This is a genomic window from Flavobacterium fructosi, assembly GCF_042787335.1.
GTDB classification, from domain to species: Bacteria; Bacteroidota; Bacteroidia; order Flavobacteriales; family Flavobacteriaceae; genus Flavobacterium; species Flavobacterium fructosi.
Map to the genome: position 1 here is coordinate 152,317 of NZ_JBHZQA010000006.1, position 16,085 is coordinate 168,401.

General features: G+C 33.0%; 14 protein-coding genes and 1 tRNA gene. 11 read left to right on the forward strand and 4 right to left on the reverse strand.

From position 1 onward, the window contains the following. The first annotated feature begins 80 nt into the window (after positions 1-80). From ACFX5D_RS11170 to ACFX5D_RS11185, 4 genes are all read left to right on the forward strand, one after another. Complete coding sequence (locus tag ACFX5D_RS11170; protein WP_379858273.1) at positions 81-1,205, forward strand: SDR family oxidoreductase; 1,125 nt, start codon at positions 81-83, stop codon at positions 1,203-1,205. 184 nt (positions 1,206-1,389) lie between these two features. Further along, positions 1,390-1,917, forward strand: coding sequence for a GNAT family N-acetyltransferase (locus ACFX5D_RS11175; RefSeq protein WP_379858274.1), 528 nt, complete (start codon positions 1,390-1,392; stop codon positions 1,915-1,917). Next, the gene (locus ACFX5D_RS11180) at positions 1,917-2,783 is read left to right on the forward strand and encodes a substrate-binding domain-containing protein (RefSeq protein ID WP_379858275.1); all 867 of its coding nucleotides are present in this window, start codon (positions 1,917-1,919) and stop codon (positions 2,781-2,783) included. The genes ACFX5D_RS11175 and ACFX5D_RS11180 overlap by 1 nt, the downstream gene beginning before the upstream one ends. 21 nt (positions 2,784-2,804) lie before the next feature. Further along, complete coding sequence (locus ACFX5D_RS11185) at positions 2,805-3,737, forward strand: transglutaminase (protein ID WP_379858276.1); 933 nt, start codon at positions 2,805-2,807, stop codon at positions 3,735-3,737. Here ACFX5D_RS11185 and ACFX5D_RS11190 read toward each other — a convergent pair. Both ACFX5D_RS11190 and ACFX5D_RS11195 read right to left on the reverse strand, forming a co-directional pair. Further along, positions 3,734-4,738, reverse strand: coding sequence for an LLM class flavin-dependent oxidoreductase (locus tag ACFX5D_RS11190; RefSeq protein ID WP_379858277.1), 1,005 nt, complete (start codon positions 4,736-4,738; stop codon positions 3,734-3,736). The genes ACFX5D_RS11185 and ACFX5D_RS11190 overlap by 4 nt on opposite strands. 196 nt (positions 4,739-4,934) lie before the next feature. Continuing rightward, positions 4,935-5,009: transfer RNA gene (locus ACFX5D_RS11195), tRNA-Val, on the reverse strand. A gap of 212 nt (positions 5,010-5,221) precedes the next feature. Between ACFX5D_RS11195 and ACFX5D_RS11200 the strand changes: the two genes are divergently transcribed. After that, entirely contained in the window at positions 5,222-7,009 is a 1,788-nt protein-coding gene (locus ACFX5D_RS11200; RefSeq protein ID WP_379858278.1) for an ABC transporter ATP-binding protein, read from the forward strand. Between the two features lie 106 nt (positions 7,010-7,115). On the opposite strand, the gene ACFX5D_RS11205 is transcribed toward ACFX5D_RS11200, so the two are convergent. Then, on the reverse strand, positions 7,116-8,285 hold the full coding sequence (locus ACFX5D_RS11205) for a proline dehydrogenase family protein (protein WP_379858279.1): 1,170 nt from the start codon (positions 8,283-8,285) through the stop codon (positions 7,116-7,118). 354 nt (positions 8,286-8,639) lie between these two features. On the opposite strand from ACFX5D_RS11205, the gene aroB reads away from it, so the two are divergent. The 6 genes from aroB (at position 8,640) to ACFX5D_RS11235 (ending at position 15,559) form a co-directional block, all read left to right on the forward strand. Further along, positions 8,640-9,707: a 3-dehydroquinate synthase gene (aroB, locus tag ACFX5D_RS11210; protein WP_379858308.1), complete on the forward strand. Its 1,068-nt coding sequence runs from the start codon at positions 8,640-8,642 to the stop codon at positions 9,705-9,707. Positions 9,708-9,999: 292 nt separating this feature from the next. Beyond that, positions 10,000-11,400, forward strand: a complete 1,401-nt coding sequence (locus tag ACFX5D_RS11215; protein WP_379858280.1) for a type III PLP-dependent enzyme domain-containing protein — start codon at positions 10,000-10,002, stop codon at positions 11,398-11,400. A 99-nt stretch (positions 11,401-11,499) separates the two neighbouring features. Next, complete coding sequence (locus ACFX5D_RS11220; RefSeq protein WP_073208830.1) at positions 11,500-12,471, forward strand: deoxyhypusine synthase family protein; 972 nt, start codon at positions 11,500-11,502, stop codon at positions 12,469-12,471. Positions 12,472-12,480: 9 nt separating this feature from the next. Then, on the forward strand, positions 12,481-12,882 hold the full coding sequence (locus ACFX5D_RS11225) for a DNA primase (RefSeq protein ID WP_379858281.1): 402 nt from the start codon (positions 12,481-12,483) through the stop codon (positions 12,880-12,882). 79 nt (positions 12,883-12,961) lie between these two features. Further along, on the forward strand, positions 12,962-15,073 hold the full coding sequence (recQ, locus tag ACFX5D_RS11230) for a DNA helicase RecQ (RefSeq protein ID WP_379858282.1): 2,112 nt from the start codon (positions 12,962-12,964) through the stop codon (positions 15,071-15,073). A 9-nt stretch (positions 15,074-15,082) separates the two neighbouring features. Further along, complete coding sequence (locus ACFX5D_RS11235) at positions 15,083-15,559, forward strand: DNA-deoxyinosine glycosylase (RefSeq protein WP_379858283.1); 477 nt, start codon at positions 15,083-15,085, stop codon at positions 15,557-15,559. A 1-nt stretch (position 15,560) separates the two neighbouring features. Here the strand turns inward: ACFX5D_RS11235 and ACFX5D_RS11240 are convergent, their stop codons facing one another. Next, a complete protein-coding gene (locus tag ACFX5D_RS11240) occupies positions 15,561-16,076 on the reverse strand; it encodes a DinB family protein (protein WP_379858284.1) in 516 nt (171 codons plus the stop codon). Positions 16,077-16,085 lie beyond the last annotated feature (9 nt).

Sequence of the window (16,085 nt, forward strand, 5' to 3'; positions counted from 1 at the left end):
AAAATCTTCTCCAATTGTAGTTTTAAAAAAGTGCTGTTTAATTTTTTTAAAACTACATTTGTTTTTAGAACAAAACGATAATGAAAATAATACTTACAGGCGCAACAGGAGTTCTGGGATCTCATATTATGTATGAAATTCTGGAGCTTTTCATCAACACTAAAATTGATGGAAAACTCTTTATTATTGCACGAAATAAAGGTAAAAACTCCGCTGTAGATCGAATAAACGAACTTTTATCCAGCAGTTATACGCCTAAAGTCATAAAAGACAAAGGCATCACAAAACTACACGAATACATTGAAATCATCGATACTGATTTGGCAGTAATTCAAGATACTTTTTCAAGTCAAATAAAAGATGCTTATTTTATCCATTCGGCTGGATTCGTGAATTTATCTACCGATGAAGAACAACGGGAAAGAATTTTTGAAGAGAATACCAAAATCACAAAATCCCTTTTCAATCTATTTCATCCTTTTATAAAAAAGTTTATCTACATCGGAACTGCTTTTTCTTCCGGAAACCGAAAAGGATTAATTGATAATGATTTTCATAGTTTAGGATTCAAACCAGAGCATCGCAATGCGTATGAAAATGCTAAATTTCACTCGGAAAATTTTATAGCACAAGAATGTAAAAAAATTGGTTTGCCTTTTCAAATTCTGCGTCCAAGTGTGATTGGTGGTAAAATGTTAGGAATTGAAAACCAGTATTTTATTTCAAAATATATGGTTTTTTATCTTTTGGCAAAATTCTTTCATTTCACTTCCCAACGAAAAGGAGAGCAAGAAAATGTGCGTTTTATTGTCAATGAAGACACCGTTTTGAACATTATCCCTGTTGATTATGTAGCTAAAGTGATTGTAAATACATTTGAAAGAGACGATATTGAGCAACTTAATATTGTACATCATAAAAGTTTCAATATGGTAAATGGATTGCAGTTAATTATGAAGGAAGTTGGTTATACCAATTTCACTTTGATACAAAATTCGTTTGACTTCGAATACAAAAATACAATCGAAAAATTGTATTATGAAAGTATTGGCAAACATTTAAACCCTTATTTTACAACAGCTGCCAACGAATACGATACCACTTTATTAAATTCTATTCTTGAAATACCAAAACTGGATCAGGAGGCGTTCACTAATATGATTCGGTATGCGAGATTAAATAATTTTAAAGATATTAATGTGTAATTTTAGGAGCTAATTACCTCTTCAATTCGCTGTGCTCGTGTCCTGCTGTACACTACAAACGAAGTTCATTGACTCCAATTAAAATAAAAGTATAGTGAAATAATCTATTACGCCGAACCCCGGCACAATAGGATTTACATTGCCATCATGGCTAAATCGGGAACCATCAAATTTTTAGTAAAACATGAACCTTATTTTAGAAACCGACCGATTAATTTTAAGAGAAATGCTAGTTTCAGATGCCGAAGCATTATTTGAAATGGACAGCAATCCTAAGGTTCATCAATATCTTTGGAAGAAGCCTTCGACGGATATAAGCGAAGTACATTCGTATATACAGCTTATTAGAGAACAATATATCCAAAATAACATTGGACGATTTGTGGTTGTTTTGAAAGAAACCAATAAATTAATGGGGTGGGCCGGATTAAAATACAACACAGAAATGATAAATAACAAAATTCATTTCTACGATATTGGCTATCGGTTAAACGAAAAATTCTGGGGCAAAGGATACTCCAGTGAAGCCAGTTTTGCTTGGCTGGATTATGGTTTTAATGAAATAAAAATAGAAATTTTGGAAGCAGCAGCACAGACGGATAATATTGCCTCAAACAAAATATTACAAAAAATTGGGCTGAAAATGACCGAACAATATCTGGAAGACGGCGTTTCTTGGAATTGGTACGAATTAAAAAATCCTAACCTATAATGAAAACAATAAAAATAGCCGGAGTTCCGGAACATTTCAATCTTCCTTGGCATTTGGCAATAGAAAACGGAGATTTCGAAAAAGAAAACATCGATTTGCAATGGACAGACGTTCCCGAAGGAACCGGAAAAATGTGTCAAATGCTTCGTGATGGCGAAACGGATATCGCTGTTATCCTAACCGAAGGAATTGTAAAAGATATTGTTGCCGGAAACCCAAGTAAAATAGTGCAGCTGTATGTGGAAAGTCCATTAATTTGGGGAATTCACGTAGCTGCAAACTCCAATTATAAGACAGTAGCAGACTTAGAAAACACCAAAGTTGCCATATCCAGATTGGGTTCCGGCTCACAATTAATGGCGTATGTCAATGCGGATCATCAATCCCGACTTCACTCGGGATGGAAAACGGATACTCTTCAGTTTGAAATTGTAAATACTATCGATGGAGCTGTCGAAGCCTTGACAAACGGAACTGCAGATTATTTTATGTGGGAACGTTTCATGACCAAACCATTAGTTGACAAAGGTATTTTTCGTAGAATTGCGGATTGCCCTACGCCTTGGCCTTGTTTTGTAATTGCGGTTCGTGAAGAAGTTTTAGAAAACAATCCAGTCCTTATTTCAAAAATTATGGCAATCATTAATCAAACTACAGAAGATTTCAAAGAAATTCCGAGTATTGACAAAACGTTGGCTTCAAATTACCATCAAAAAATTGAAGATATTCAAGAATGGTTATCGTTAACAAAATGGTCACAAAAACCATTATCAGCAAAAATGTTAAACAAAGTTCAAAATCAACTTTTTCAACTCAAAATTATCGATAAAAAAGGTACTTTTGAGGATATTGTAAAAACAGTCTAGATTACTGTTTTTATTTTGACTATGATAAAAATAAAAGAAATTAATTTTAAGGGAATAAAACAGCGATTTCAGGTCAAAAAACCTTGGGATGACGTTATCATTTTTATCCTGAACATATTAATTGCTATTCCGGTTTTTATCATTTTGCATCAGAACTTAATCAATCCAAATTGGCCCCTTAATATTGATAGAGTAGTTTTATTTCTGATGATGATTGTCATTATTCAAATCATTCTTAGATACTTAAGAACGATTATTCTTTTTTGTATCATTCTATATTTATTGATTTTAATTTACGGTTCAACTATTGGAAACTATGGATTTAACAGCGTTTTTGAAGATTATAATTCAATTATGTACACGATGTCTGACAATCCATATCCACAAGATATTATCATTGCAAAATTGCTTCCCTTTCCCAATAAATCAAAAATCATCAATGCCATCGAATATCAAAATCCTAAGATTCGGAATTTTGCGATTATGGCCACTTCAAAACATTTTAAAGACATAAAAGGCTATTCTGATTACAGAACTATTATACAATGCTTTGCAGTTTTTAAGGAAATAAATAGCAGATGGAACTATGTAAGCGATCCAAAAGCACGTGATTATATCGCTACAGCTACGGAATCTCTGCTCTATTTTTCAGGTGATTGTGATGATCATTCGATATTAATGGCAGCAAGTGTAAAAGCTATAGGTGGGACTCCCCGGTTAATCCATACGACCGGACATATTTATCCCGAAATACTGATAGGCTCTCTAACTGATTTAGAAAAAGTCAATTTTCTAATTAAGAATGTGTTATTCGTCAATGAAAGTAATGAACAAAAACTTCATTATCACGTTGATGAGCGTGGCCAAATCTGGATGAATCTGGATTATACAGCTAAATATCCCGGCGGACCTTTTATGTCCGAAGAAATTTTAGGTGCTTTGACCTTAGATTAATTATTTTTTAAATTTCCAACGATTTCATAAGACCGAAGTCTTGCCGCATGTTCATACACAGCCGATGCAATCATCAATTCATCTACTTTTGTTTTTTCAAGGAATTGTTGTAGTTCTATTTTTACTTTTTCTGGTCCGCCAATAAAGGTATAGGCAATCATTTGTTGCAATGCAGCTTCCTCCATAGGATCCATAAAATCTTCATCAGGGGTAACGGGAGGTTTTAATTGTTGTCTATTTCCTGTGATGATTCCAAGGAATAATTTTTTGAAGGAAGTTGCTAAACGTACTGCTTCTTCATCAGAATCAGCTGCAATCACGTTAACGCAAGCGATTACATAAGGTTCTTTAAGATATTCAGAAGGTTGAAAATTATTACGATAAATAGCGATGGCAGTATTTAATTGTGCCGGTGCAAAATGACTGGCAAAAGCATAAGGCAATCCTGATGCTGCAGCTAAATAAGCACTATCAGTACTGGAACCCAAAATCCAAATAGGAATATTTAATCCTTCTCCCGGAATAGAACGAACACGACCATTTTTATTGGATTCAGACAAATACATTTGTAATTCCTGAACATTTTTTGGAAATTCCATGGCAGCGTGGTCATCTCGGCGCAAGGCCGCTGCGGTAAATTGGTCCGTTCCCGGAGCGCGACCTAATCCTAAATCAATACGATTTGGAAAAAGCGTAGCCAGTGTCCCAAATTGTTCGGCGATTATTAATGGTGCATGATTGGGTAACATAATCCCACCGGAACCAACTCTTAAAGTGGTCGTTCCTGAAGCAATATGTCCAATCAAAATAGAAGTTGCGCTGCTAGCTATTCCCTCCATATTATGATGTTCAGCCAACCAAAATCGATTATAACCCCATTTCTCCACATGTTGAGCGAGATCTAAACTATTTTTAAAAGTATGTGATGCAGTACCTCCATCTCTAACTATTGCAAGATCAAGAACGGATATTTTTGTTTGTAAAAGACTATTTTTATTCATTAGGAATCAGTTGTAATTTAATAGCAAAAATAAGGATAGTAATTTTGGTTTTGGTACAACCAACTATTAATAAGAAGTTAAAATAGCAATCACCTTTGATGTTTAGTTAGTTAGCCTTAAAAGATTCAAAATTTAATAAGTTTATTTTAAAAGTAGCTACAAAAAAACTCCATTATTTCTAATGGAGTTTATCTTGTGGGCGATGAGGGGTTCGAACCCCCGACCCCCTCGGTGTAAACGAGGTGCTCTGAACCAGCTGAGCTAATCGCCCTAATACAATTTGGTAATTTTCATTTCCTCATTGCGAGTGCAAATATACGTCTAGAAATCGTATTTGCAAATGAAATATTAAAAAAATAAAATAAAAAACAACAATAATTTTCTTTTACTCTCTCTAATAGCACTTTATATACAGGATGAAACCATACTATTTTTTTGTATTGAGTTGTTATAGTCTTACATTTGTGACATAAATTATACATAATGGCAAGGTTTAAAGAAAATGATTTACCAAAATCAAAAATTACTGCAAGTTCACTTACTAAAGCAACTCTAATATTTCAATATGCAGGAAATCATCGTTGGAAATTTTATGTTGGTTTAATATTTTTATTGTTAACAGGTGCAACCGCGCTGGCTTTTCCTAAATTAATGGGAATGCTTATCGATTGTGTAAAAAACAAAGATAATTCGCAGGCTAATTTTATTGCTTTGGGATTAATTGTTATTTTGTTTTTTCAATCTATTTTTTCGTTTTTCAGATTGTCGTTATTTGTTAATTTTACAGAACATACTTTAGCTAATCTTAGGTTAGCGTTGTACAGTAATTTGGTTAAGTTACCTATGTCTTTCTTTTCACAAAAACGCGTAGGTGAATTAAATAGCCGTATAAGTTCTGATATAACCCAAATACAAGACACTTTAACTTCCACGATTGCAGAGTTTTTAAGACAATTTATTTTAATTATAGGTGGGGTTCTTTTGTTGGCTAATGAAAGTATTAAATTAACACTATTGATGTTGTCTGTTGTTCCTCTTGTGGCGATAGCTGCTGTTATTTTTGGCCGATTTATCAGAAAATATTCCAAAAACGTTCAAGATAAAGTTGCAGAAAGTCAGGTTATTGTTGAAGAAACCATGCAGGGAATTACTATTGTTAAGGCTTTTGCCAATGAATGGTACGAAATCGCTCGTTACAATGGTAAAATAAAAGAAGTGGTTAAAATAGCCATTAAAGGAGGAAAATACAGAGGATACTTTGCTTCATTTATTATTTTCTGTCTTTTTGGAGCCATTGTTGCCGTAGTTTGGTTTGGCGTCCGTTTGAGTATTAGCGGAGAAATGAGCGTAGGGCAACTAATTTCGTTTGTATTGTACTCCACGTTTGTGGGTGCTTCCTTTGGTGGAATCGCGGAACTTTATGCCCAAATCCAAAAAGCAATTGGTGCAACAGAACGTGTTTTTGAATTATTGGATGAAACTCCCGAGAAAATTAATTCAATGCAAAATGCACCGCAAACATCTAAAATAAAAGGTAATGTTACTTTTAAGAATGTAGCTTTTAGTTACCATTCGAGAAAGGAGATTAAAGTATTGAAGGATGTAAGTTTCACCGCTAATTATGGTCAAAAAATTGCCATCGTCGGGCCTAGTGGAACAGGAAAATCCACGATCGCTTCGCTATTATTGCGTTTTTATAATATTGACGAAGGAGAAATATTGGTCGATGGGAAAAATATTTACGATTATGATCTAGAGAATCTTCGCGGAAACATGAGTATTGTTCCGCAAGATGTAATTTTATTTGGTGGAACAATCAAAGAAAATATAGCTTACGGAAAACCAAATGCAACCGAAGAAGAAATTCTTATAGCCGCAAAGCAGGCTAATGCATATAATTTTATTGAAAGTTTCCCGGAAAAATTTGAAACTGTTGTAGGCGAAAGAGGGATAAAACTTTCAGGTGGGCAAAGACAGCGTATTGCAATTGCGAGAGCATTACTGAAAAACCCAAGTATTTTAATTCTTGACGAAGCCACATCATCATTAGACAGTGAAAGTGAAAAACTGGTTCAAGAAGCTTTAGAAATTTTAATGGAAGGAAGAACTAGTATTATTATTGCACACCGTCTTTCAACTATTCGTAGCGCCGATCAAATTTTAGTTCTTGATAATGGAAAAATAACGGAGCAGGGTACGCACCAAGAATTAATCGCCTTAGAGAACGGTAGATATAAAAACTTAAGCAATTTGCAATTTAGTAATTCTTAAATTTTAATAATATTTTGACCTAAAAAAACTCCATTCTGTAATGGAGTTTTTTTTTATGACAATAAATACTACTGAATACTAAAAAGCAATCATTGAGACCTTTATTTTATTTCCCTTTTCTTCTGTTGCGTTCTGTCTTAATCATCGATAATTCGCGACTTGTTTGTCCCGCTACGGAGGTATTTTCCTCGGCTCGACGAATCAAATAAGGCATAACATCTTTTACTGGACCAAATGGCAAATATTTAGCAACATTATAGCCGTGAGCTGCTAAATTATAACTGATATTGTCACTCATACCATATAGCTGACCAAACCAAATTCTGTCATCGTTGGTTTTTATGCCTTTTTCTTGCATCAATTCCATCAGTTTGTAAGTGCTTAATTCATTATGAGTTCCTGCAAAAACAGCCATAGTTTCTATATGTACAATCATATAACTAACTGTTGCATCGTAATTTTCATCAGTATCTTCTTTCGAAGGACAAATTGGAGATGTATATCCTTTCTCATTAGCTCTTACAATTTCTTTTTCCATGTAAGCTCCACGAACCAATTTCATTCCTATGAAGAATCCCTCTTTTTTAGCAACTTCATGTAATTTTTTCAAATACTCTAAACGATCCCAACGGTACATTTGCAACGTGTTAAAAACAACGACTTTTTCTTTGTTGTACTTACGCATCATATCAGTAACTAAATCATCGGCTGCATCTTGCATCCAACTTTCTTCACCATCAATAAGAAGTGCTACATCTTTCGAATGAGCTTCTTTACAAACCAAATCAAAACGGGCTACTACTCTATTCCATTCTGCGTCTTCTTCAATTGTTAAGGTTTGCTTTTCTCCCAATTTCTCATATAGCTCAAAACGACCAAAACCTGTTGGTTTAAACACCGCAAAAGGAATCGCTTGACGCTCTTTGGCAAATTCTATCGTTTTCAAAGTCATTTCAAGCGCAGCATCAAACTGTTCTTCTTCTTCTTTTCCTTCCACAGAATAATCTAATACTGAAGAAACACCTTTAGTATACATTTTATCCACTACAGAAAGACAGTCCACTTCGTTTACTCCTCCGCAAAAATGATCAAAAACAGTAGCACGAATCAAACCTTCAACCGGAAGATTCGCTTTTAAAGCAAAATTTGTTACAGCGGTTCCTATTCGAACTAAAGGCTGATTATCAATCATTTTAAAAAGAAAATAAGCTCTATCAAGTTCAGTATCACTTTTTAATGCAAAGGCAATTTGTGTATTATCAAATATTTTTTCCATTTTCTATGGTTTTTTGGTACAAATATAGCCAGACTTTAAAAAATATTTTAAAAAATCATAGTTAAATAATGAAAGATGTATTTCAAATTATTTTTCAGAACCTCTTATATTTTAAGTCGAAATAATCAACAGATTTAAGTTACTAATTTTACTTTTTATAATTAGTTTTTTGAGTATTAATTTTCATTGTAGAATTAGTAAAAACATATAAAAGCTTATTTACAATAAGGCAGTTTCACGATTTATAAAATATTTTCGTCTCTATTTGTGATATTTTTATCTAATTATTGAGTTTGTTTTTACTGATAATTAGCAAAAATTCCCTTATTTTGCGCTTTCAATTAATCAAAAATGATGCAAACAATCCAAGCCAATAATTACCCAATCTATTTCAACGAAAAAGGATATGAAGCATTAAACCTTCATTTAAAAGAAACCAAATATTCAAATCTATTTATTATTGTAGATAGTAATACCAATGAATTGTGTTTACCTAATTTTCTTCCTTATCTGGAAACGGATCTAACTATTGAAATTATTGAATTTGAAGCAGGAGAACAAAATAAAAATATCGAAACTTGTGTCCAAATTTGGAATGTATTAACTGAACTTGGTGCCGATAGAAAAAGCCTCGTCATTAATTTAGGTGGCGGTGTTGTTACTGATCTAGGTGGTTTTGTCGCTTCAACATTCAAGAGAGGAGTTGATTTTATTCATATTCCTACCACCCTACTATCAATGGTTGACGCTTCCGTTGGTGGAAAAAACGGGGTTGATTTAGGGAGTTTAAAAAACCAAATCGGAGTTATTAATGTTCCTAAAATGGTTCTTATTGACACACAATATTTAGATACTTTACCACAAAATGAAATGCGCTCCGGACTTGCCGAAATGCTAAAACACGGATTGATATATGACAAAAGCTATTGGGAGAAATTTTTAGATTTAAAAGCAATCGATTTTGCTGATTTTGACGAATTAATATATAGATCCGTTGAAATAAAAAATGAAATTGTATCACAAGATCCAACGGAAAAAAATATTCGTAAGTCGTTGAATTTTGGTCACACCCTGGGGCATGCTATCGAAAGTTATTTTTTAGAGAATGATAACAAGACTACTTTATTACATGGAGAAGCGATAGCTGTTGGAATGATATTGGAAAGTTATATCTCAATGCATAAAAAACTAATCAATCAAGAGGAATATATTCAAATAAAATCAGCCATTAAGAGTATATATGACGACATCCTTTTTGATGAAAATGATATAAAACCTATACTAGAATTACTGATTCATGACAAAAAAAATGAGTATGGCAACATTCAGTTTGCGTTAATAGAAGGAATAGGAAAAATCAAAATTAATCAATCTGTTGAAAATGAATTAATTCTTGACGCCTTCCAGGATTATAAATCATAATTATATTTTTAATAAAAAGGATTGCATTACGTATATAATATTTTTTACATTTGCCACGATGAAAAAAAGTCAAAACAAAATAAATTATAGTTCCAATAAAAACAGAAACAATAGGTCTTTTTTAAGAATGTTGAAACGTTTTTATTCCATCAAAGGAAACTTTAGTTTTGATATTTTTCAGTATTTGAAAGCAGATAACGAAAAGCTTCAAATTATTTATGCAAATATTAGGGTTTGAATTTTAGATTAGTTTATTTTTACATTACAATCAATCTAAAATATTAAATATTAAATGAATACAAAATATTCTGATTTAATAAATCAAACTTATTATTTCCCTCAAGAAGAGTTTACACTAAACAAAGATAATCTTCAGTTTCACAATATCGATTTGATGAAACTTGTTGAGAAATACGGTACCCCATTAAAGTTTACCTATCTGCCTCAAATTTCCAATAACATCAACAAAGCCAAAAGCTGGTTTCGTAAATCGATGGAAAAAAATAAATATGAGGCAAAATATTATTACTGTTATTGCACGAAAAGCTCGCATTTTGAATTTATAATGAATGAAGCTTTCAAAAATAACATTCACATTGAAACTTCCTCTGCTTTTGATATTAACATTGTCGAAAATTTATTGGCAAATGGCAAAATCAACAAAAGCACTTATGTAATTTGTAATGGTTTCAAAAGAGACCAGTACATTGAAAATATAGCGCGAATAATCAATAATGGTCATAAAAATGCAATTCCAATTATTGACAACTATGAAGAGTTAGATCTCTTACAAGAACAAATAAAAGGAAAATTCAAAATTGGAATTCGTATTGCTGCCGAGGAAGAACCTAAATTTGAGTTTTACACTTCACGATTAGGAATTGGATATAAAAACATCGTGAATTTTTACAAAAAACAGATTCAGGAAAATAAAAAATTGGAACTTAAAATGTTACATTTTTTTATCAATACCGGCATCAATGATAATGCTTACTATTGGAACGAATTAGTAAAATGTATCAAAGTTTACATTGCATTAAAAAAAGAATGCCCTACCCTTGATGGATTGAATATTGGTGGTGGTTTTCCTATCAAAAATTCATTGGCATTTGAGTATGATTATCAATATATGATTGACGAAATTATCAATCAGATAAAAATTGCCTGTGATGAAGCCGAAGTTGATGTTCCAAATATTTTTACAGAGTTTGGTTCTTTTACAGTAGGAGAAAGTGGCGGTGCTATTTATCAGATATTGTATCAAAAACAACAAAATGACAGAGAGAAATGGAACATGATTGATTCCTCTTTTATTACAACTTTACCAGATACTTGGGCAATTAACAAGCGTTTCATTATGTTGGCTGTCAACCGCTGGAATGAAACATACGAAAGAGTACTGTTGGGCGGAATGACTTGTGATAGTGATGATTATTACAATTCAGAACAAAATATGAATGCCATTTATTTACCAAAATACAACAAGGAAAAACCATTATATATCGGTTTTTTCAACACAGGAGCCTATCAGGAAACTATAGGTGGATATGGAGGTTTACACCACTGTCTTATTCCTCAGCCCAAACATATTTTAATTGATCGCGATGAAAATGGGATTTTGGCAACTGAAGTGTTTTCAGAACAACAAACATCCGAAGATGTCCTAAAAATTTTAGGTTACGATAAAAAATAAATAATTAAATACACAATTAGTCAATTTAAAAATTCATTATATTTGAATATACGCATAGATTCAAATATAATGAACTTTTAAATATTTAAATCCAATAAAATGAGTAAAGGTCCTATCAGTCAGTTTATTGAAAAGCATTATTTGCATTTCAATTCTGCATCTTTAGTTGATGCTGCAAAAGCATACGAACAACAATTAGCAAATGGTGCCAAAATGATGGTGAGTATGGCTGGTGCAATGAGTACAGCCGAAATTGGAAAGATATTTTCTGAAATAATTCGTCAGGATAAAGTTCATATTATTTCTTGTACAGGTGCAAATCTTGAAGAAGACATCATGAATCTAGTAGCTCATTCACATTACGAAAGAGTACCGAATTACAGAGATCTGACGCCTCAAGATGAGTGGGATTTATTAGAAAGAGGATTAAACAGAGTTACAGATACTTGTATTCCAGAACATGAGGCTTTCCGTCGTTTGCAAAAACATATTTACAAAATATGGAAAGATGCCGATGATAAAGGGGAAAGATATTTTCCACATGAATTTATGTACAAAATGTTACTTTCTGGAGTTCTTGAGGAATATTACGAAATTGACTTGAAAGACAGTTGGATGTATGCAGCCGCTGAGAAAAACTTGCCTATTATTGTACCAGGATGGGAAGACAGTACAATGGGAAATATTTTTGCATCATATGTAATCAAAGGTGATTTGAAAGCATCTACAATGAAGTCAGGTATTGAATACATGGTTTTCTTATCAGATTGGTATCCAAAAAACAGTACAAATGGTGTTGGTTTCTTCCAAATTGGCGGAGGAATTGCTGGAGATTTTCCAATATGCGTTGTTCCAATGTTGTACCAAGATATGGAAATGCATGACATTCCGTTTTGGAGTTACTTTTGTCAGATTTCAGATTCAACAACCAGTTACGGTTCGTATTCTGGAGCGGTACCGAATGAAAAAATTACTTGGGGTAAATTAGATATAAAAACTCCAAAGTTTATTATTGAGTCCGATGCTACAATTGTAGCACCTTTAATTTTCGCTTATTTATTAGATTTATAGAATAACTTTATGAAAAGAGTAATTGTAGATTACGCAAAACTTACCAATGAAATTTTAAACCTTTTGGTTGAAAAGTTTCCTGATGGTTATGATGATTCGAACATTGTACGTTTTAGAAATGCTAAAAACGAATTAATTGAAGCAGTAGAAGTACGAACTGAAGATACTATTTACTTAGTAAAAGTAAGTACAAAACTTGCTGACAGAATTGAAAATTATGATGAAGATGATGAAATTGATAATGTTGTAGAGCCAATTAGTGGAATTGAACTTGATGACGATGATGCAATTGAAGAGGATGAGGATGAGGATGAAAATCTAGACAAACCAGATACAGACTCTGAAGACGGTGATGACGATGATGATGAAAAAGTATTATCAGATGAATTTGACGACGAAGACGAGGATTAAAAAACCTTTCGAAAAACACATAAAAGGAACTCTCAATGAGTTCCTTTTTTTTTAATTGAGAATTAAATTACAAGCCAAAATGACAACTTCAATTTTACATGCCACCCTTAAAGAAAATTTTGGTTTTGAAAAGTTCAGACCCAATCAGGAAGACATTATAAATTGTATTCTCGCTGGTTATGATACGTTAGCAATTATGCCAACTGGTGGAGGAAAATCAATCTGTTTTCAACTGCCTGCGTTGATATTACCCGGAATTACAATAGTAATTTCTCCCTTAATTGCTTTAATGAAAGACCAGGTTGATAGTCTTAAAGCCAATGGTGTTGCCGCCTGTTTTATCAATAGTAGCCAAACGGAAGATGAACGCCAGTTTTATATTGAAAACTTAAAATCAAACATAATAAAATTAGTCTACATTGCACCAGAAAGTTTGTCTTATCTGGACAATATTTTTAATAGTCTAACCATAAGCCTTATTGCTATTGACGAAGCACATTGCATCTCGTCTTGGGGACATGATTTTAGGCCTGCCTATACTAATTTAGGTTACTTAAAAAAACGCTTCCCTTCTACTCCAATTTTAGCTTTAACTGCAACTGCAGACAAAGCTACACGTAAGGATATTAGCGATCAATTAAACTTAGTAAATCCTAAAACTTTTTTAGCTTCTTTTGATAGAAAAAATTTAAGTTTAGAAGTGCGTCCGGCTTTAGACAGAGTCAAACAAATTATAGATTTTATAAAAGAAAAACCAAATGAGTCCGGTATCATTTATTGTCTCAGCCGTAAAACGACAGAAGAACTCGCCGAGAAACTAGAGAAAATTGGTATTAATGCAAAAGCATATCATGCTGGTTTGGATAATAAAATCCGTTCAAAAACCCAAGATGAATTCATTAATGACGACTGCCAAGTAGTTTGTGCAACCATTGCTTTTGGAATGGGAATTGACAAATCAAACGTGCGTTGGGTTATTCATTATAATTTACCAAAAAACATAGAAGGATATTATCAGGAAATTGGACGAGCCGGTCGGGATGGACTACCTTCAGAAACGGTTTTGTTCGAAAGTTATGGCGATGTAATTCAACTTCAAAAATTTGCCTCACAGGGACTAAATGCCGAGGTACAATTGGCAAAACTGGAAAGAATGAGACAATATGCTGACGCTTTAAGTTGCAGAAGGAAAATATTGCTTTCTTATTTCGGGGAATTGGTTACCGAAAATTGCGGTAATTGTGATATTTGCAAAAATCCGCCTGCCTTTTTTGACGGAACCATTATTGCCCAAAAGGCATTATCAGCAATAATTCGTTTAAAGGAAAATGAATCTCTGCCTGTAATTGTCGATTTTCTAAGAGGCTCCAAAAACGCTTATATTTTCGAAAAAGAATATCATAATCTGAAAACTTATGCTGTGGGTAGCGATATCTCTTGGCACGACTGGAATCAATACATCATCCAGTTAATAAATCAAGGGATTTGCGAAATCGCGTTCCACCAACAAAATAAAATCCGACTTACCGCCTTAGCCGCTGAAGTCCTATTTGAGGGAGAAAAAGTACAATTGACAACTGTTCAGAAAATCAATATTGATAAATCCGAAATCCAGGAAGTTAAAAGCAAAGCTGTTTCCAATTCTCTTTTTGAAACTCTTAGAAAATTACGCTACGAAATTTCAAAAGAAGAAAACGTTCCTGCCTATGTCATTTTTAGCGACGCCGCTTTACGCCAAATGGAAACCGAAAGACCAATGAGCGACGACGAACTAATAGCAATTGATGGAGTTGGAAAAGCAAAACTCGAAAAATATGGCGATGCTTTTATAAAAGCCATCATTGATTTTCAAAAATCCAAAGTTGTCAAAAAAAAGAAAGAGGCAACCACTTATAAAGAAACATTAGAATTATACCAAAACGGATTATCAGTAGAAGAAATTTCTCAAAAGCGAAAATTAGGTTTGAGTACGATTATGTCACATTTAGCCAAATTATATGTTGACGGAGCTGCTATTGATTTAAATCCGTTTATTTCTAAAAAGGAAGTATCTCAAATTGCCGAAGCACAAATAAAACTAGAATCGCCCAATGCATTAAAACCATATTTTGATTATTTTGAAGAAAAAATAGATTACGGAAAAATCCGATTGGCATTGGCTATACTAGAAAAAGAAAACGCAGTACTTTAAAAAATAAGCATGATAAATTCATTTTCTCCTTTTGTAAATTCTCAAACTGAAATTCTGATTTTGGGAACTATGCCTGGTATCGCTTCTCTGGAAAAGCAGGAATATTACGCCCACAAAAGGAATCATTTTTGGAAAATAATGTATACGCTGTTGGAAAGTTTACCAATTTCAGAAATTTTTGAAGAAAAAATACAACTACTGCAAACCAACAAAATTGGATTGTGGGATGTATTGGAAAATTGCGAAAGGAAAGGGAGTTTGGACATTCACATCAAAAATCATAAAGAAAATGATTTTGAATCGTTATTTAAAGAATTTCCAGCAATAACTAAAATTGTCTTTAACGGAAAAGAAAGTCATAAGTACTTTCTGAAAAAATTCGGACAAATAAAAGGCATCATGTATTATGTGATGCCTTCAACCAGTCCTGCTAATACAATGTCTTTTGAAAATAAATTAAAAATTTGGTCAGCATTTTTAGATTAAGTTACAAATACCTTTCTTGAAAAACCTTTTGATGGTGTTTTTGATGACCAATGATAATAAAACCAATGGCACGAACTGAAATAGCCGCATTAGAAGCAGTCCCCATTCTTTTTAACTGCTTTTCTGAGAAGCTCTTGAAAAGCAACAAAGTAGATTGCCTAACAGCAGAAAACTCTGTTAGCAAGTCCTGAATATTTCGATCATTAGCATTAGTGTTATCGACATAGTAATTTTGTTCAAAACCTGGTAAAAGCGTTTTGTCATTTCTAGAAATTCTTAAAGCGCGATAGGCAAAAATACGTTCCGTATCAATAATGTGCTGAATAATATCTTTGATTGTCCACTTGCCTTCGGCATATCTATAATCAAATTTATCCATAGGAATGTTTTGTACAAAACGAATAAAATCGTGGAGACAAATTTCCAATTCTTCAATCATTTCAACATTCCCCGCAGCTTCGATATAAGTTGCGTTAAAATCAGAATATTCATTTACAGGCAATTGATCTGTTTTCATTTTTTTTAA